General features: G+C 70.1%; 13 protein-coding genes. 5 read left to right on the top strand and 8 right to left on the bottom strand.

From position 1 onward, the window contains the following. Positions 1-27: 27 nt before the first annotated feature. The 3 genes from HH310_RS43550 to upp form a co-directional block, all read right to left on the bottom strand. On the bottom strand, positions 28-894 hold the full coding sequence (locus HH310_RS43550; protein ID WP_169174000.1) for a GT-D fold domain-containing glycosyltransferase: 867 nt from the start codon (positions 892-894) through the stop codon (positions 28-30). Then, on the bottom strand, positions 884-4396 hold the full coding sequence (locus HH310_RS03995) for a CDP-glycerol:glycerophosphate glycerophosphotransferase (RefSeq protein WP_169173999.1): 3513 nt from the start codon (positions 4394-4396) through the stop codon (positions 884-886). The genes HH310_RS43550 and HH310_RS03995 overlap by 11 nt, the downstream gene beginning before the upstream one ends. A gap of 101 nt (positions 4397-4497) precedes the next feature. Beyond that, complete coding sequence (gene upp, locus HH310_RS03990) at positions 4498-5130, bottom strand: uracil phosphoribosyltransferase (protein ID WP_169173998.1); 633 nt, start codon at positions 5128-5130, stop codon at positions 4498-4500. A 59-nt stretch (positions 5131-5189) separates the two neighbouring features. On the opposite strand from upp, the gene deoC reads away from it, so the two are divergent. The 5 genes from deoC (at position 5190) to HH310_RS03965 (ending at position 11837) form a co-directional block, all read left to right on the top strand. Continuing rightward, the gene (gene deoC / locus HH310_RS03985) at positions 5190-6140 is read left to right on the top strand and encodes a deoxyribose-phosphate aldolase (protein ID WP_169173997.1); all 951 of its coding nucleotides are present in this window, start codon (positions 5190-5192) and stop codon (positions 6138-6140) included. A 10-nt stretch (positions 6141-6150) separates the two neighbouring features. After that, on the top strand, positions 6151-7569 hold the full coding sequence (locus HH310_RS03980; RefSeq protein WP_169173996.1) for an aldehyde dehydrogenase family protein: 1419 nt from the start codon (positions 6151-6153) through the stop codon (positions 7567-7569). 202 nt (positions 7570-7771) lie between these two features. Further along, positions 7772-8572: an aldehyde dehydrogenase family protein gene (locus HH310_RS03975; protein ID WP_211191771.1), complete on the top strand. Its 801-nt coding sequence runs from the start codon at positions 7772-7774 to the stop codon at positions 8570-8572. Between the two features lie 70 nt (positions 8573-8642). Further along, positions 8643-9515 carry a DNA primase gene (locus HH310_RS03970; RefSeq protein WP_312033815.1) on the top strand — a complete coding sequence of 291 codons (873 nt, stop codon included), beginning with the start codon at positions 8643-8645 and terminating at the stop codon, positions 9513-9515. Between the two features lie 63 nt (positions 9516-9578). Continuing rightward, positions 9579-11837, top strand: coding sequence for a transposase (locus HH310_RS03965; protein WP_169173995.1), 2259 nt, complete (start codon positions 9579-9581; stop codon positions 11835-11837). Between the two features lie 251 nt (positions 11838-12088). On the opposite strand, the gene HH310_RS03960 is transcribed toward HH310_RS03965, so the two are convergent. From HH310_RS03960 to HH310_RS03940, 5 genes are all read right to left on the bottom strand, one after another. Continuing rightward, positions 12089-12676, bottom strand: a complete 588-nt coding sequence (locus tag HH310_RS03960) for an ATP/GTP-binding protein (RefSeq protein WP_169174332.1) — start codon at positions 12674-12676, stop codon at positions 12089-12091. A gap of 1 nt (position 12677) precedes the next feature. Continuing rightward, complete coding sequence (locus HH310_RS03955) at positions 12678-13055, bottom strand: DUF742 domain-containing protein (protein ID WP_169174333.1); 378 nt, start codon at positions 13053-13055, stop codon at positions 12678-12680. 90 nt (positions 13056-13145) lie between these two features. Then, positions 13146-13550 carry a roadblock/LC7 domain-containing protein gene (locus HH310_RS03950; protein WP_014447580.1) on the bottom strand — a complete coding sequence of 135 codons (405 nt, stop codon included), beginning with the start codon at positions 13548-13550 and terminating at the stop codon, positions 13146-13148. Continuing rightward, a complete protein-coding gene (locus HH310_RS03945; protein ID WP_169173994.1) occupies positions 13547-17083 on the bottom strand; it encodes a sensor histidine kinase in 3537 nt (1178 codons plus the stop codon). The genes HH310_RS03950 and HH310_RS03945 overlap by 4 nt, the downstream gene beginning before the upstream one ends. A 411-nt stretch (positions 17084-17494) precedes the next feature. Then, positions 17495-18580: an adenosine deaminase gene (locus HH310_RS03940; protein WP_169173993.1), complete on the bottom strand. Its 1086-nt coding sequence runs from the start codon at positions 18578-18580 to the stop codon at positions 17495-17497. Positions 18581-18587: the final 7 nt, after the last annotated feature.

Genomic DNA, 18587 nt, shown 5'->3' with positions numbered 1-18587 from the left:
CAGCGCCCGGACACTTTCGTGGACGGCCTACTTTCGCCGCACCGCGAGGGACTCCGGCCACTTGCCGCCCGAGAAGACGTTCGCCCAGCTGTCGCTGATGTGACCGATGTCGATGGCCCAGCGGCCCATCCGGGCGAGCCAGGCGGCCACCAGCGTGCCGGAGGGGCCGAGCGACAACAGGAACAGCTGCTCCGGGTCCTCATCCTCGAGCACCTTCATGAGCCGCGGCAGATCGGCGTACGCGTTGACCGGAGTCGAGTGCACGACCTTGCTGTCCTTGACGTTGTCGAACAGCTGCGGAACCAGGGTGAAGCGGGAGTTCTCGCCGGTGACGATGCAGATCTCGCGGTCCTGCCAGACGGTGCGCCACATGTCGACGCCACGCTGACCCAACTGCTGGAAGAAGATCGGCCGGGACAGGTGGCTGTTGCCGTACATCAGGTCGGTGCGCAGCAGCGGACGCACCTCGGACCAGATGTCCAGCCACACCCCAGACCAGTGCAGACTCCGGTACGGGTACGGGAAGCCCAGCAGCAACCGGTCCGCGTCGTAGCCGTCGAAGAGCAGCACCTCGCGCAGGTCCGCGGCCAGATCGGCGGACCACGGCTGGAACCTCAGGTTGAACTCGGAGCGCAGCATCGTGCGCAGCTCACCGTCGCCGAACCGGGCGAAGCTCAGCCGGCGGCTGACGATCTGTTCCACCGTCTTCTCGAACGTGTACTGCCGCTGGAGGGTGAACGCGCCGACCTGGTCCAGCACGTCGCTCGCCACGGCGTGCCGGAAGATCTCCAGGTATTTACGCTGTTCCTGCAGCTCCCAGCGGATGTCGGTGAGGATCTTGCGGTCGTCCGCCGCCAGCTTCCGCTCCTCGTCGGGCTTCTCTTTACGCAGCACCGGTCGTCCCTTTCGTGCCCGCCTCCAGCATGGCCTCGATGACCCGGTCGGCGGCATGACCGTCGTCGAGGTCGCCGGCCCGCTCGGCGAACGCCTTGTACCGGTCCGCGTACGCCTCGGCCACCGGCTCCAGGTCGCCGATCGCGTCGATCACCTGATCCGAGGTGCTCAGCAGCGGCCCGGGCGCCTCGGCCTCGAAGTCGAAGTAGAAGCCGCGCAGCTTGTCCCGGTAGTGGGCCAGGTCGTAGGTGAAGAACAGCATCGGGCGGCCGGTGACGGCGAAGTCGAACATCACCGAGGAGTAGTCGGTGATCAGCACGTCGGCGATCGCCAGCAGGTCGGCCATGTCCGGGTAGGCCCCGACGTCGTACACGAAGCCGTTGCCCGCACCGGGGATGTCGTCGACCACGTTGGGGTGGCGGCGCACCAGCAGCACGTGGTCGCTTCCCAAGCGCTCGCGGGCCGCCTCCAGGTCGAGCATCATCGCGATCTTGTAGGCGCCGCCCCGGTAGTAGTCGTCGTCGCGCCAGGTCGGGGCGTACAGGATCACCTTCTTGCCCGCCGGCAGCGCGAGGCGCCGGCGGACGTCGGCAACGATGGCCTCGCGCCGGTCGCCGCCGGCGAACAGGATGTCGTTGCGCGGGTAACCGGTCTCCAGCATCCGTCCCTCGTAGCGGAACGCGCGCTGGAGGATCGGCGTGCTGAAGCGGTTCGGCGACACCAGATGCGTCCAGGTCTTGGCCTCGACCTCGAGTTTTTCGAAGTACTTCTTGTCGGCGAACTGAAGGTTCTCGATGTCGAAACCGATGCGCTTGAGCGGGGTGCCGTGCCAGGTCTGCACCACCACCTGGCCGTCGCGGGGCCGGAACCACGCCGGCAGGTGCTGGTTGGTCACGATGTAACGGCTGGTGGCGAGCGCTTCGTACCAGTCGCGCTGCCACAGCCCCACGGACCGGGCGGTCGGCGGGATCGCCGCCTGACCGTCGACGACCGCCCAGATGTGCTCGAGCGGCACGCCCCGGGCGACCAGTTCCCGATGCACGGCGCGCGGGCTGTCCGAGTATTGGCGGCCGGTGAAGCTGTTGTACAGGACGGCATCGCGCAGCGGCTCCCGCCGCAGTGCGGGGTAGAGCTCCTCGCGGTTGCGGGCGCCGAAGTACTTGCCGCGCTCGTTGTTCTTCAGCGCCGAGCGCACGCGCAGCACCACCCGGTCGTCGAAGAGCCACTCCAGCGTGACGCGTCCCGGGTCGGCGGGCAGATCCATCGGCAGGGCGCCCAGGCCGCCCTCGAACGCCGGCAACGGCCCGATCGGACCGTCGCCGTCCCGGCACAACAGGTTGTACGTCCCGGTCCGCAGCCGGATCCGGTCGCCGAACGACTCCACCGACAGCGGATCGACGACCGCCGTCCAGGTGTCGCCGTCGACAGTGGTCGGGAACTCCCGCGGCTCCCGGCCGTTGGCCAGCCGCAGCACGGTCCGCATGCGCGCCCAGCCGCCGGGCGGCAGCGTGCCGGACACCCGGAAGGTTGTCCCGTCGGCGGTCACCGACGTGACCGCCGGAACCGGCGGCTGCGCGCTGAGCACCGGGTGGCCCTTGCCGTCCGCGTGCATGCCGATCATGCGCCCGCCGAGGTAGATCGGCGACCAGGCGAAGTCGCCGGCCACGGCCAGCCGGACCGGCGTGGCGTGCTCGTCGCCCGGGGCCAGCTCGACGTCCCAGCGATCGCCCGGCTCGCCGACCAGCAGCGGCCGGTGATACTCGTGGGCCTGCAGGTCGGCCAGCGGCACCCGGAAGGAGAAGCGGTCGCCGTCCAGGTGCACCGGATAACTGCCCCAGACCACCCCCGACGTACGCGACAGCCGGGCCGTCTCGGGCCGCGGGTCGGCACGGGTGACCTGACCGTGGATCTCCAGCGAGTCGCCGTCCACGCCGCCGCCGGTGACCCGGGCGCCGACATGCTCCACGTGCAGCCGGAGACGGCCGTCCGAGACCACCGGGGTGATGCGAACGTCCCGGTCGACATAGAGGCTGGTCAGCTTGATCGGATTCGCGTGCTCGCCCACCTCGAACGGCCCGCGGCTCTTCTGACCGAGACCGAGCACGCCGATGTGGACCGTCCACACCTCGTCCCGCCACGTGCCGTCCGGGCCGCGGAGCTGATCGGCGGCGATCTCGGCCGCGAAGCCGGACCAGTCGTACGACACGGACGCGGTGCCGTGCTCGGCGGTGGCGTCGGTGCACTTTCGCGCGGTCAGCGGGATGCGCTTGGTGCGATCGCCCGCGTCGCTCTTGAGCCAGATCAGCCGGGTGGTCGACCAGGCGTGCGTGGCCGGCTGCGACGGGATGAAGGCGTGGCCGCGCAGGTGCAGCTTCCCACGCCGCCAGTACGCCTCGTGCAGCTTGGTACGCGGGTGCGGGGTGCCGGCGGCGAACAGCGACCTCGGCAGCTCCGGCAGGTCGTCGTCGAGATACATCAGGTTGTGGTAGCGGGACAGGCCCTTGCGGACGATGCCGTGCCGGGCCCGGATCGTCGGAACGATCTCCAGCAGTTCGGCGAGCATCCGCTTGCGGACCAGCTGCCACAGCACGCGCTGCTGGGCGGGCAACTCGTCGAACACCCTGGCGTCGACGGTGTCCAGGAACTCGTGGCAGCCGTCGAGGAACGCCTCCCGGAAGTCGTCGCCGGCTCGCGGCAGCTCGCGCATGAAGATCATCAGGTCGCCGGTGAGGACGGACCCGTCGTAGATCCGCTTGAGCTTACGCTGGCGTTGCTCGCCCAGGAACCGGCTGACCTCGCGGACGCCGGCCAGACGGTCGAGGAAGCCACGCACCTCGCCGCGGCGCTGCGTGATCGACTTTTCCGCGCCCTCGCGCTCGCGCCAGTAGTAGACCGGCACGTCCAGCACATCCACCGACTTGGCCAGCACGTGCGCCGGGACGGTCACCGGAATGTCCTCGTAGAGCACCCCTTCGGGGAAGGCCAGCTCGTGCGCGTCCCAGAAGGAGCGCCGGAACACCTTGTTCCACGCGGTGCGGTCGTCCATCAGCGAGGAGTGCCGGCTCACGTGCGTGCCGAGCCTGGTCGTGGCGAACGGCGTCTTGTGCAGCCCGGACTGATGCAGGCCCCGGCTGGTCAGCCGCAGCACGTTGCCGCAGGCGAAATCCGACCCGGTGGCCTCGATCGAGGAGATCAACAACTCCGCCGCGTACGGGGGCAGGACGTCGTCGCTGTCCACGAACATCAGATAGTCACCGGTCGCGTGCCTGGTCCCGGTGTTACGGGCCGCGCCCAGCCCGGCGTTCGCCTGGGTGACCAGGATGAACCGCCGGTCCCGTTCGGCGAACGCGGCAGCGATCGCACCGCTGTCATCCGTCGAGCCGTCGTCCACCATGATCACTTCTAGGTGCCGGTGGTACTGCGCCGCGACCGAGGCGAGACATTCCTCCAGGTACGGAGCGACGTTGTAGATCGGCACGACGACGCTCAGCACGGAGCCCATTCCCCACGCCCTCCCGGATCGACCTTGGTGCCTGGAGGCACCGGCAAGGGGCCGAAACTAGCAGAGGCGGTAAACGGGAAATGAACTCCACTCGTCCGTGGTCAGAACCGCCGCATGCCGCCGAACTGGCGGTCGCCGGCGTCGCCGAGGCCGGGCACGATGTACGCCTTGTCGTTGAGGCCCTGGTCGATGGCGGCGGTGACCAGGCGCAACGGCAACCCGGACCGGTCCAGCCGGTCGATGCCCTCGGGCGCGGCCAGCACGCAGCAGACGGTCACGTCGGTGCAGCCACGGTCGACCAGCAGCTGCACGCAGTGCATCAGCGAACCGCCGGTGGCCAGCATCGGGTCGAGCACCAGCACCGCCTGGCCGGCGAGGTCGCCGGGCAGCGACTCCATGTACGCCCGAGGCTCGAAGGTTTCCTCGTCGCGGGCCAGGCCCACGAAGCCCATCGACGACTCGGGCAGCAGCCCCAGCGCGGCGTTGGCCATGCCCAGCCCGGCCCGCAGCACCGGCACGATCAGCGGCGGGTTGGCCAGGCGGATGCCCTGGGTGGGCGCCACCGGGGTGCTGATCTCGTACTGCTCGGTGGGGAACGAGCGGGCAGCCTCATACACGATCATGGTCGTCAGCTCGTCCAGGGCGGCACGGAAGACGCTCGAATCGGTCTCCGCGTTCCGCATCGCGGTGAGCCGGGTCTGGGCGAGCGGGTGATCTACGACGAGTACGTCCACGCCGACAACCTACCGGGCATTCAAGATCACCTGCTCCGGGGCTGCGTAGAATCGTTTTCATGACTGTGACAGCGACCCCCAGCCTGTCCGGCCTGCCCGATTCCGCCGCCGGCCTCCGGACATTCCTGCACGGACTGCCCGGGGTCGACAAGGTCGGCGTCGAGGCCAGGACGGCGGCGCTCGGCACCCGGTCGGTGAAGACGACCGCCAAGGCCCAGGCGATCGACCTCGCCATCCGGATGGTCGACCTCACCACGCTCGAGGGCGCCGACACCCCGGGCAAGGTGCGTGCGCTGTCGGCGAAGGCGCTGCGGCCCGACCCGGCCGACCCCAGCTGCCCGCCGGTGGCCGCGGTCTGCGTCTACCCGGCGATGGTTCCGGTCGCCGCCGAGGTCCTGGCCGGCAGCGGTGTGCACCTGGCCAGCGTCGCCACCGCCTTCCCGTCCGGGCAGGCGCCGCTCGAGGTCAAGCTCGCCGACACGCGCGACGCGGTGGCCGGCGGCGCCGACGAGATCGACATGGTGATCAGCCGGGGCGCGTTCCTGGCCGGCGACTATCCGAAGGTCTTCGACGAGATCGTCGCGGTGAAGAGTGCCTGCGGGGACGCCCATCTCAAGGTCATCCTGGAGACCGGCGAGCTTTCCACCTACGACAACGTCCGCCGCGCCTCCTGGCTGGCGATGCTCGCCGGGGCCGACTTCATCAAGACCTCCACCGGGAAGGTGCCGGTCGCCGCCACGCTGCCGGTGACGCTGGTGATGCTGGAGGCGGTGCGCGACTTCCGCGCCGCGACCGGGCGGCAGGTGGGTGTCAAGCCGGCCGGCGGCATCCGGACGACGAAGGACGCCATCAAGTACCTGGTGCTGATCAACGAGACGGTCGGCGACGACTGGCTCGACCCGGCCTGGTTCCGGTTCGGCGCGTCCTCGCTGCTCAACGACCTGCTGATGCAGCGCACGAAGCTGACCACGGGCCACTACGCCGGCCCCGACTACTTCACCTTGGACTGAGGGCTGCCGCATGTTTGAGTACGCACCCGCCCCGGAAAACCGCTCGATCGTCGACATAGCGCCGTCCTACGGCCTGTTCATCGACGGCGAGTTCGCCGAGGGCAAGGGCACCTTCAAGACGATCAACCCGGCGAACGAGGAGGCACTCTCCGAGATCGCCCTGGCCGGCCCGCAGGACATCGACCGGGCCGTGGCCGCCGCCCGCCGCGCCTTCGAGTCCTGGTCCGCGCTGCCCGGCTCGGAACGCGCGAAATACCTGTTCCGGATCGCCCGGATCATCCAGGAGCGCGCGCGTGAGCTGGCCGTCCTCGAGTCGCTGGACAACGGCAAGCCGATCAAGGAGACGCGCGACTTCGACCTGCCGCTGGTCGCCGCGCACTTCTTCTACTACGCCGGCTGGGCGGACAAGCTGAAGTACGCGGGCTTCGGGTCCGACCCGCGCCCGCTCGGCGTCGCCGGCCAGGTCATCCCGTGGAACTTCCCGATGCTGATGCTGGCCTGGAAGATCGCGCCCGCGCTGGCCACCGGCAACACCGTGGTGCTCAAGCCGGCCGAGACCACCCCGCTCTCGGCGCTGTTCTTCGCCGAGATCTGCCGCCAGGCCGAGTTACCCCCGGGCGTGGTCAACATCGTGACCGGCGCCGGCGACACCGGCCGCTACCTGGTGGAACACCCGGACGTGGACAAGGTCGCCTTCACCGGCTCGACCGAGGTCGGCCGGCAGATCGCGCGCTCGGTGGCGGGCACCGGCAAGCGGGTTACGCTGGAGCTGGGCGGCAAAGCGGCGAACATCGTCTTCGACGACGCGCCGATCGACCAGGCCGTCGAGGGCATCGTGAACGGGATCTTCTTCAACCAGGGCCATGTGTGCTGCGCCGGGTCGCGGCTGCTGGTCCAGGAGTCGATCGCCGAGGAGCTGCTGGCCTCGCTCAAGCGCCGGATGGCCACGATCCGCCTCGGCGACCCGCTCGACAAGAACACCGACATCGGCGCGATCAACTCGGAAGCCCAGCTCGCCCGAATCACCGAGTTGTCCCAAATCGGCGAGTCCGAGGGCGCGGACCGCTGGTCGGCGCCGTGCGAACTGCCGGACCGCGGCTTCTGGTTCGCCCCGACGATCTTCACGGGCGTGACCCAGGCGCACCGGATCGCCCGCGAGGAGATCTTCGGGCCGGTGCTGTCGGTGCTCACCTTCCGGACCCCGGCCGAGGCTGTGGAAAAGGCCAACAACACGCCGTACGGGCTGTCCGCCGGCATCTGGACCGAGAAGGGCTCCCGGATCCTGGCCGTCGCCGACCAGCTGCGCGCCGGCGTGGTCTGGGCCAACACGTTCAACAAGTTCGACCCGGCCTCGCCGTTCGGCGGCTACAAGGAGTCGGGTTACGGCCGCGAGGGCGGCCGGCACGGCCTGGAGGCCTACCTTGCCTAAGTCAGCGAAGCCGGTGGCCACCTCGGTCGTGGCCGACGAGCCGGAGGCGGACGCGTCAGTCCGGCCTGCCAAGAAAGCCGCGAAGCGGGCCCGGGCCGCCGCCGCTCCGGGGTCGGTGCTGGCCGCCGACGTGCCGGCGCCGCCACCGCCCGCGAAGCCGGCTCAGGAACCGGACGAGCCGGCCGCGGTTCCGGCCGGACGCCTGACCGTGCGCAAAACGTACAAGTTGTACATCGGCGGCGCGTTCCCGCGCAGCGAATCAGGACGGACGTATCTGGTGGACGGCGACAACGCGGCCCTCGCGTCCCGCAAAGACGCCCGCGACGCGGTGGTGGCGGCTCGTAAGGCCCAGTCCAAGTGGGCGGGCGCCACCGCGTACAACCGGGGTCAGGTCCTCTATCGCATCGCCGAGATGATCGAGGCCCGCCGGGCCGAGTTCGAAGCGCTCGGGGTGAGCACCGCCGAGCTGGACGCCACCATCGACCGCTGGGTCTGGTACGCGGGCTGGTCCGACAAGATCGCGCAGGTCGCCGGCAACGCGAACCCGGTGGCCGGGCCGTTCTTCAACCTCTCCGCGCCGGAGCCGACCGGCGTCGTCGCGGTGACCGCGCCGGCCTCGCTGCTCGGCCTCGCCAGCGTGATCGCGCCGGCGATCGTCACCGGCAACACCGTGGTGGTCATCACACCCGCCGCCCAGATCGCCATCACGCTCGCCGAGGCCCTCGCCACCTCCGACGTCCCGGCCGGCGTGGTGAACGTGCTGACCGGACACTCCGCGGAGGTCGCACCCTGGCTGGCCTCGCACGACGACGTCAACGCCCTCGACCTGACCGGCCTCGACGACACCGATCTGGCCACCGACCTGGAGCGTTCCGCCTCGGGGACACTCAAGCGGGTGATCCGCCCGGCGGCCGGTGTGCCGGACTTCACCGCCGACCCCGGGGTACGGCCGATGACCGCGCTTCTGGAGACCAAGACGGTCTGGCACCCGAAAGGTTTCTGACCAGGCTCGCCCACTAGGGTGTGTCGTCAGACTCATCGTTTTCGCAGGCAGAATCAACCCGGAGGTCACCGTGACCAGCCAGTCCGACGAGCCCGAGGCGTCCGCGCCCGAGCAGTCCGCATCCGGGCTCTCCGGGCCCGCGCTGTGGGAAGAGGTTCGCATCGCGCCCGTGGAGATCGCACTCCCCGGTGGCGTCGGGCTGACGCTGCGTGCGTATCGGAAGGCCTCCGAGTTGACGCCGACGGAGATCGAGGCCGAGGAGGAAGACCCGTTCGACGCCCGCAAGGGCGGCGCGCGCCACGACGACGAGGAAGAGGTCATCGTCGACGAGGAGTTCCAGGCGCTGCTCGAGCAGGGTGAGGCCGATAAGGACGGGAAGACGGCGGACGCCGACGAGCCCGACCCGGCCGACTTCGAGGACGAAAAGGACGAGGAGGAGGAAGATCCGGCGGCCGACGAGGAGGTGCCGATGTTCCTCAGCCACAAGGGCAAGCTGCTGGCGTTCAAGACACCCGAGTCGCTGGTCTCCTTCATTCGTTCGGGTGCTCCGCACGACCTCGCACAACTCGACTCCTGGGCCACCGTGGCCGACCGGGTACAGTCGACCGACATCGACCCGCAGCCGGACGACCGCTACGAGCTGGACCTCGTGGTGGAGAACCTGCGCGGCGGGCATGACACATGGGACCTGCCGCTCCTCATCGCCGCGGGCGAGGTCGCCCGGGACCTGGGTTACGCACTCCGGCTCAAGCCGGTGATCCTGGCCCTGAACGCGGGCTCGCCCCTCGATGACCTGGACGAGTCCCTGAGGTCCGCGGAAAGCGGTGGTATGGGCGGGTTCTTCGGGCGCCGGAAGTTGAAGAAGATCGGGGCACAGCAGGCGAGCCTCGGCTGGCGTTCGGTAATTGGCAAGATCTCTGCCGTTGTGGACTGGCGCGACTGACCCCTCAGCAGGGACCATCATTGCTTGGCTTAATACAGCAGTCCCGGGGAGGAGGACGACGCCGTGGCGCTCGTGCGCGTGTACTGCGGTCTGGCGTCGGCTGATGAATCGGTGCGTGCGGCCTCGGCCGCCCAACTGACCATCGCCGTGGTGGACGACGCAGGCCGGCTGCTCGGCGTCCATGAGATCAGCGACGATCCGGCTGGTTATGCCGCGTTCGGCTCGCTGCTCGTGGAACGGACGAGTGGGTTCACTGACGCCGCGGTGGCCGCCGACAGCGACGACCACCTAGTCACCTCGTTGCTCACCGCCGCCGGCCGCCCGCTGGTGGTGGCCGACGACGACACCACCGACGACTTCGCCGAGCGCTTCGCCGACGACGACTCCGTCGAAGAGATGCAGGCCCCGCCGGCCGCCCGTCGCGCGGTCGGCCTGGCTCGCGCGTTGCAGGCCGGCGCCCTCGGCGCGGTCAACCTGCCGGTCCCGCGTGAGCTGGTGAGCTACAAGCCGGTCCTGGCCGCGCACGTGGCCCTGCTCAGTGGCCGGCACGCGGCCGCCACCGCGCTGCGCGAGACGCTGCGCGAGCTCTACCCCGCCGCCCTGCGGGCCTATCCCGACCCCGCGCACCCGCTGGCGCTGGCCGTGCTGGACGCGCTGCCCGAACCGGGCCGGCTGACCTCGCACGGCGGCTCGTCCGAGCGCGTCGCCGAGGACGTGGCGACCGAGCTGATCCGGGCCGGCGCCGGCACCGAGGACGAGTTGATCGCCGCGGTCACCGCGCTGCACGTCGCGATCAGCGAGTCGCCGCGCCGCGGCGGCGTCAACAAGTCGCTGGCTCCGGCCGCGGCCGAGACGGTCCGGCAGGCGATCGCCGCGGTCCGCGCCAGCGACGCGGCCTGTGCGTCGCTGATCAGCACGATCGCGAGCCGCAGCACGCCGTCGACGTCCGGTGTGGGCCGTCGTGCCGCCCGCAAGAGCGCCGAGCCCACCCCCATCCAGTCGTTCGGCCGCCGCGGCCGCACCGAGCCGTCCACGGCCGGTGCCGGCCCGGTGACGCCGCACCCGCTCAACACGCCGCCCGCGGCGCCCGACCCGATCGCGCCACCGCCCACGGCGCCGCGTCCGGTCGCGCCGCCGCCGGTGGTCCCGGCCGCCGCGGCCGCCTTCCCGAACCGCGCGCCCGCACCGGGCAACCGCCCGGTGTCGGTGCCGCCGCCCCCGCCGGGCATGACACCGATCACACCCGGTTCACGGCCCGCCCCGGCGCCGACGTCGGCGCCGGCCGCGCGGATGACGCCCACCTCGGCCCCGCCCGCCGCGCCGGCGTCCCCGGCCGGCCCGCTCACCCCGGCCGACAGCGGTCAGCCGTTCCGCGCCACGCTCACCAACGCGGCGATCAACAACGCTCGCGCCGAGCGCCAGCGCACGGTGATCCCGCCGCGGCCGTCCACCCCGGCCCGGCCGCCGTCCACCGGGGACCCGAGCAGCCCCACGGACTTCTCGCTGCCGATGCCGGCCCAGCGCCCGGCGGAGACCGCCGAGCCCGGCTCCCGGGCGAACTGGCCGCTGCTCAACAGCGCCGGCGACGACCTGCCCGCCGCGTCGACGAGCTCGCCGCCCACCGACGGCCGGGTGAAGCCGCCGTGGCAGGACATGCCGAAGGAGCCGCCCGCGCTGCGCCTGGTCGAGTCGCAGCTGGCCGCCAACCTCGACGCCACGGTGACCGACCTGCCGCCGGTGAGCGACCCGCCGGCACTGCGTCTGATCGAGGGCGAGGAGCGCGGCGGCCGCCGCAACGGCGCCCGGCGAGGCGGTAGCGCCCCGGCCCCCACCGGCACCACGATCACCGCGCTGGAACGCAGCGTCACGCCGCCGGTCCCGGCCGACAGCAGCGACGGCGACCTGCTCATCTTCGCGGCGGCCCGCTCGGCCTGGTTCACCGGCCACACCGACGACGCGCCGACCAACCTGGAGTGGGCCAACCCGAACGACAGCGGCTGGCGGGCGGCGGAGAAGGCGTCCACCCCCGAGGTGGCGTCTGAGACGGCCGCAGGGCTGCCGAAGCGGGTGCCCCAGGCCAACCTGGTGCCCGGCGCCCCGATGCGCGACGAGCGGCCGCTACGCATCGTTCGTGACGCCGCCAGCATCGCCGCCCACACCACGGGTTACTTCCGCGGCTGGCGGCGGGGTCAGGAGATCGGCGGCTTCGCGATGGGCGGCCGCCCGGGCCGTGAGGCAGCGGGCGGCTGGGACTTCACGCGCGACGGCCAGCCGGCCGACGACTTCCGCAACAGCGGCGCCGGCTACGGCGGGGGCCGCTGAGCCTACCGGCCGCCGGGTGACACGGGCGGCCATGTAAAGAACGGCCGGGAGCAACGCTCCCGGCCGTTTCCACGTAACGACAATTCAGCGAGGAGCGCGTTGCCGCGTTGATGAGTTCAGGCTGCGGGCGCCGCCGGCGAAGCCGTCGTCGGCCGCAGCCTGAACTCATCAACTTTCAGCGGCGCACGCGCGATCGAGCGCGGCTAGCTCAGCCCCGCTCCGGCACGGCGGAGCGGGGCTTCAACCGATCGTCAGGCGGGCGCTACCGCACGCGAGCGACGCATCGTCAGCACATACTCGACAAGCGAGATGAGGACGTTTTTCGTCGACTCACGGTTGCGGGCGTCGCAGCTCACCACCGGGACGTCGGTCGAGATCGCGAGAGCGTCCCGGACGTCCTGGACATTGTGATACTGCATGCCGTCGAAGCAGTTGATCGCCACCAGGTATGGGAGGCGGCGATGTTCAAAGAAGTCAATGGCAGCGAAGCAATCGGCGAGGCGACGCGTGTCGACCATGACCACTGCGCCGATGGCGCCCCGCACCAGTTCGTCCCACATGAACCAGAAACGCGTCTGGCCGGGGGTACCGAACAGGTACAGGATGAGATCACGGTCGATGCTGATCCGGCCGAAGTCCATGGCGACGGTGGTCGTCATCTTCCCCGGCACCTGACGGTTGTCGTCGACACCCACACCAGCCGAGGTCATGATGGCCTCGGTGGTCAGCGGGGTGATCTCCGAGACCGATCCGACCAGCGTCGTCTTACCGACGCCGAACCCACCGGCGATGACAATCTTCGCCGATGTCACGCGTCCCGCAGCGGGACGTTGCGACATGTCAGAGCCTGCGAAGTCCACTCAGCACCCTTTCCAGCAGTTCCGTGCCTACCGCGTCGGTCTCGTCTTCCAGCGAGGTGGGCTCGTACACCGCGACAAGGCCATCGGAGGCCATGTCGGCGACGATCACACGTGCCACACCGAGCGGCAGTTGCATGCGTGCGGCGATTTCCGCGAGCGACTGCACTCGGCCGCCGTCACACATCGCCGCGATGTACTGATGCTCGCTTCCACCCTGTCCGCCGCGGATGCCCGATCGGCCGCGCACAGTTGTCTCGACCAGCGCTTCCAGCGCTATCTCAAGCTTCGGCCGGGTCCGACCGCGGGTTACGGCGTACGGCCTGACCAGCGCGCCGGTCGGCTCATCGCGTTCGGGCATCGTCACCGCTCACCCCTTCCTCGAACCCATAGAAGTGTCTGTTTTGTCAATGCGTTGGACAGCAGCCGGTCGAGCCGGCTAACTGCCCGTTCAGCCGAGGACCCCGGCCGCGGAACGCGGGGCGGGGGTCAGCGCCTCACCGACACGGTCCACCAGGAGAGCCATCTCGTAGCCCACCTGCCCGACGTCACAGCTCCGTGCGGCGAGGACCGCGAACGACGAACCGTCCGAGATGGACATCAGGAATAGGAATCCATTGTCCATCTCGACGACCGTCTGCAGCACCGCGCCACCCTCGAAGCACCGTGCGGCACCCTGGGTCAGGCTGACCAGGCCGGAGGCGATAGCCGCCAGCTGGTCGGCGCGGTCACGCGGCAGATCCCGCGAAGCTGCCAGGAGAAGACCGTCCGCGGAGACCGCGATCGCATGTGCGACTCCGGGAACGCGGTCGGCGAAGTTGGCCAAGAGCCAACCAAGATCCTGCGTTGATGTCATGCCTCATGCTCCTTGCCAGCCTGCGAGGACTGCTGCCCTCCCGGAGTGCCCTCCGGGTTGGTCGATTGATCCGAGCCGCGACCGCGCTGCACACCCCGGTGGTATGCGGACAACAGACCGCGAACACCCTCGGGGGTACGGCGCTGGACGGAATTACCGCCCCGGTCAACACCACCGGGGACGAGCTGCGCCATCGGAGTGCGCTTGGGCAGACCCGCCGTGGTAGTGGTGTCGACCGGCTTGTCGGCAGCCGCCTGGGCCGCCTGCCAGCCCTCATCCGCAGCCGTCTGCCACGGGCTCGAGCCATTGGTGCCGTTTGCCGCCGCTACACCGTTCGACACGCCGGCACCCACTGTAGCCGGATTCAGGTCGCGCGACTCGGGCGAGACCGCCTGCTGCGGAACGCCGACCGAGCGGATCGGTTCCCCGGTGGGGATCCGCTGCGCGGTCACGCCTTCCTCGGCGGTGCCGTTCGACGGCTTCTGGTCAGCCGGGTGGCCGGTGGTGAACCACGCCGACTCGAGCTCCCGGAAGATCGGCAGCTCCATCGTCTCGTCCGCGAACTGGCCCTGGTTGTCGCGCTGCCGGGCGGCGGCCTGAGCGGCGGCGATCTGTGCCGCCGCGGTGGCCTGCGCCTCGGCCGCCTGGTGCGCGGCCAGCTCGTGTGCCGCCCGCGCCGCCGCAGCGGCCCGCTGGGCCTCCACCTGCGGGTTGACCGAGGCGGGCATCCCGGACATCGGCGTCCCGGACACCGGCGGTGCCGATGACGGGATCGGCGCGGTCTGCGGGTTGGTCGGGCGCTCGACCTGCGGACGCTGGTCGTTGCGCTCGGGCCGGTATCGCGGCAGCTCGGCCGTCATGTCCAGCGCTGCGGCGAGACTCTCCGGGACGTGTGGCGTCCCGTTCTGGTCGCGTTCCGCGGCGACCGGCGGCCAGGCCGGGGGTGCCGGAGTGGCGGCGGCCGGCGGCTCGGCGCCGGGCGGCGTCGAGATCGGGCGGCCGCTGTACGGCGGGCTGGACGGGACCGGCGGCGCCGAGACCGGCGGGATCGCCGGGCCACGGCCCTGGCTCTCCGGGTTGGACGGGAGCTGGCGCGGGATCGTGGCACCGAACCCGTTGTTCTCCTCGCCGCCGTTGCGATGCGGCAGCCCGTCCGGGCCGGCGAAGCCCTGCGGCGCGGGCGACATCGGGCCGGACGGCAGCGGCGGGATCGCCTCGTTGCTGCGTGGGCCGTAGAAGCCGTTGCCGTTGCCGTTCCCATTGCCGTTGCCGTTCGAACCGCCGAAACCGTTCGAGCCACCGAAACCGTTCGACGACGGCGCGCCGGTGAGATCGGACCACGCGGGCACCGACCGGCCGTTCGTGCCGAGCATGCCACCGGACGGCATCGGCGGGTTCGGGTCGAAGGGGCGACCACCCGGGTAGCCACCACCGCCGTTGCCGCTTTCCAGGGCGAGCGGCTCGGGGAACCCGGGCCGGCCGCCCTGCATCGCGGGCATGCCGTTGCCGTTGAGGCCCGGCTGCCCCGGACCCGTGAGGGCGCCGGTGAGCAGGACGGACACCGGCAGTGACACCTCGGCGACGGTACCGCGTTCGGTGTCGGCCGGGCGGAGCTCGACCTTGACGCCGTGCCGGTTCGCCAGCCGGGCGACCACGACCAGGCCCATCATCCGGGAGACGGCCACGTCCACCATGGGCGGGTTGGCCAGTCGCTCGTTGAGGTCGCGCAACTGCTCACGGCTGATGCCGATACCGCGGTCCTCGACCGACAGCACCGCGCTGTCGCCCATCCGCCGGGCCTCGACGATGACCGTCGAGTTCGGCGGGGAGAACGCCGTCGCGTTGTCGAAGAGCTCGGCGACCAGGTGGACCATGTCGTTGACGGCGTGCGCCGCCACCTCGATCTCCCGGTCGATCGTGCCGAACTCGATGCGGGTGTAGTGCTCGACCTCGGACTGCGCGGCGCGGAGCACGTCGATCAGGGCGGCCGGCTCGCGCTGCACGCGGGTCGAGTCGGCACCGGCGAGGACCAGGAGGTTCTCGTCGTTACGCCGCATTCGGGTGGCCAGGTGGTCGAGCTGGAAGAGCTCGGCCAGACGGTCCGGGTCTTCCTCGCCGCGCTCCAGACGGTCCAGGTGACCGATGAGACGGTCGACCAGGATCTGGGAACGACGGGCGAGGTTGACGAACATCGTCGCGACGGAGGCACGGAGTGCGGCCTGTTCGGCCGCGGTGCGGACCGCCTCGAGGTGAACCGCGTTGAACGCCTCGGTCACCTGCCCGAACTCGTCCCGGCTTCGCACCGGTAGGGGTTCGGCGATCTGGTCGGCGACCTGGGCCGGGGTGAGCGACGTGGACAGGGCCGGGTCACGCAGCCGGCTCACCGCGTGCGGCAGGCCGTACTGGGCGACCGAAAGCGCACCCTGGCGCAGTTCGCGCAGCGAGCGGGCCATCGACCGGGCGACCAACCAGGCGAACAGGATGGCCAGCAGGAGCATGCCGAGCAGCACGCTGGTCTCGATGAAGACTCGCCGGTTCACGTCGTTGCGGAGCTGCGTGGCCTGCGCCACGTCGTCCGCGTCCATCTTGACCTCGACCGAGCGGAACTGCGTGTTGTAGCCCCGCATCGCCGTTTCCCACGCCTGCGTGTTGAACGGGATGTTGTGGGTGTTCGGACCCGCCAGGTTCTTCAGCGGGGTGGTCAGGTTCGTTGCCGCGCGGGCGTCCGGGGTGAGCGAGATCCCGTCGAAGAGGCGGATCTCGGCATCCGTACCGACCGTGTGCAGTGTGGTGCCCGCCAGCTCGAAGCCCGTCTCGGTGACCAGGAACCGACGGCGCATGTCGTTGTTGAAGTCACCCTCTTTGAGGATGAGGTGACCGACGTCGCGCTGCTCGGCGATGTACTCCTTCGCCTGGGCCACCGCGGCGACCGCCCGCATGTGGTCGCTCAGCGACGGGTCGTCGGCCAGCTGCGCCGACGCGTCCCGTACCGCGAGGAGGTCGTCGATGAGCTTCGAGTACGTGTCGTCGACGGTGGCCTCGTCCAACCCACCCTTGGCGATCTGACTGCGTTTCGCCGGTAGGTCCTCGAGGTTGCGGTCGAGACGCAGGAGCAGCGTGCCGACCTTCTCGGGCACGTTCTCCAGGCCCGATTTCTGCTGCGAGTACGCCAGCTTGGCGGCGTCGACCTGGACGTTCTCGTCCTGGTACGCCTTCAATGCGGCGTCGTGAATCGGCTTGTGGCTGTCGTCGTCGTTAGTGACGATCATGACGCCGTAGGCTCGTTCGTTCTGCAAGTGGTCGACCAGACCACCGGCAGCTTGCGACAGCACCGAAAGGGTGCGGGCGCGCTCCGCGTTGCTGGCTTCGTTGATGTGGTCCACCAGACCGCTGACGCCGACGATGATCGTCGCCAGGGTCGGTACCAACATGATCAAGCCGAGCTTCGACCAGATCGGCAGGTCTCGCAGCCGATCGGCCGGCCGACGGAGACGCGACATGACGCCGGTCGCCGTCGTGGGGCGCTTGCTCACGTCACCGTCCTCCTGATTCGAGCCCGGCATTCGGCTCGCCGGGCCCCGCACGCGACCGACTGCCGCGTCGGGCCCCCGAGATTCCATCACGACGAGTGTCAAAGAGAAAGACCAGGCTGACACGGACCGGTTGTGTGACGGGACTTTGGCCCGCCGAAGTGGAACATCACCGGCTCTTTTTGACTGCCTGTATAGCTTTACGTCTCTCAGCGTCACTCACGCCAATCGACTCGGCGCGGGGGTGACGCCGTCCGATCGCGCCCGATCGTAATGGATCGCGGCAGGACAGACGATGGCGCGGTCCTCGTTCATCGGCAACGTGAGATGCCCGATTTTGCATTGTTTGTAGTGACCATTCTGACCGAAAGGACGATCGGCGCCGACGAATCGTCATTGGTGCGCGCCGGAGGGTCAACCAAGCAACTTTGCGTACGCCGGTTTGATCACTTCCGTGATGATCGCAAGCCGCTCGTCATAAGGAATGAACGCGGACTTCATCGCATTGATCGTCAACCACTGCAACTCGGCCCAGCCCCAGCCGAACGCTTCGGACAGCAAAGCCATCTCCCGCGACATGGACGTGCCGCTCATCAGGCGGTTGTCGGTGTTCACCGTCACCCGGAAGCGAAGATCGTGCAGCAGTCCGATGGGGTGCTCGGCGATCGAGCGCGCGGCGCCGGTCTGCACATTGGACGATGGACAGAGCTCGAGCGGGATCCGCTTGTCGCGTACGTAGGCGGCGAGCCGGCCCAGCACCGTGTCACCGCCGCTGGGCGAACCTGTGATGTCGTCCACCAGCCGTACGCCATGACCCAGCCGGTCCGCGCCGCACCACTGGATGGCCTGCCAGATCGACGGCAGCCCGAAGGCCTCGCCGGCGTGGATGGTGAAGTGGAAGTTCTCACGCTGCAGGTACTCGAACGCGTCCAGGTGCCGGGTGGGCGGGAAGCCCGCCTCCGCCCCGGCGATGTCGAAGCCGACCACACCCGCGTCGCGGTAGCGCACGGACAGCTCGGCGATCTCCTGCGAGCGGGCCGCGTGCCGCATGGCGGTCAGCAGCACCCCGATCCGGATCGGGTTGCCGGCGGCGGCCGCCTCGGCGCTGCCCTCGACGAAGCCCGCGTTCACCGCGTCGACCACCTGGTCCAGGGTGAGGCCGCGCTCCAGGTGCTGCTCGGGGGCGTAGCGCACCTCGGCATACACGACGCCGTCGGCGGCCAGGTCGAGCGCGCACTCCCTGGCCACCCGGTGCAGGCCCTCGACGGTCTGCATGACGGCGACGGTGTGCGCGAAGGTCTCCAGGTACCGTTCCAGCGAGCCGGAATCGGCCGCCGCGACGAACCAGTCACCCAGCGCAGCCGGCTCACCGGCGGGAAGCTGATGACCGACGGCGTCGGCGAGCTCGATGATGGTCGCGGGGCGCAGGCCACCGTCCAGGTGGTCGTGGAGCAGCGCCTTCGGGGCCTGGACGATGTCGGATTGTGCGATGGCGGCCATCAAACGA

This window comes from Actinoplanes sp. TBRC 11911, assembly GCF_012933445.1.
Taxonomy (GTDB): Bacteria; Actinomycetota; Actinomycetes; order Mycobacteriales; family Micromonosporaceae; genus Actinoplanes.
This window is presented reverse-complemented; position numbering and strand designations above follow the sequence as displayed.

Coding starts and splice junctions, on each gene's coding strand:
- HH310_RS03940 (WP_169173993.1), bottom strand. CDS start 18,580: ATGGCCGCCATCGCACAATCCGACATCGTCCAGGCCCCGAAGGCGCTG.
- HH310_RS03955 (WP_169174333.1), bottom strand. CDS start 13,055: ATGCCCGAACGCGATGAGCCGACCGGCGCGCTGGTCAGGCCGTACGCC.
- HH310_RS03995 (WP_169173999.1), bottom strand. CDS start 4,396: ATGGGCTCCGTGCTGAGCGTCGTCGTGCCGATCTACAACGTCGCTCCG.
- HH310_RS03980 (WP_169173996.1), top strand. CDS start 6,151: ATGTTTGAGTACGCACCCGCCCCGGAAAACCGCTCGATCGTCGACATA.
- HH310_RS03960 (WP_169174332.1), bottom strand. CDS start 12,676: ATGTCGCAACGTCCCGCTGCGGGACGCGTGACATCGGCGAAGATTGTC.
- HH310_RS03950 (WP_014447580.1), bottom strand. CDS start 13,550: ATGACATCAACGCAGGATCTTGGTTGGCTCTTGGCCAACTTCGCCGAC.
- deoC (WP_169173997.1), top strand. CDS start 5,190: ATGACTGTGACAGCGACCCCCAGCCTGTCCGGCCTGCCCGATTCCGCC.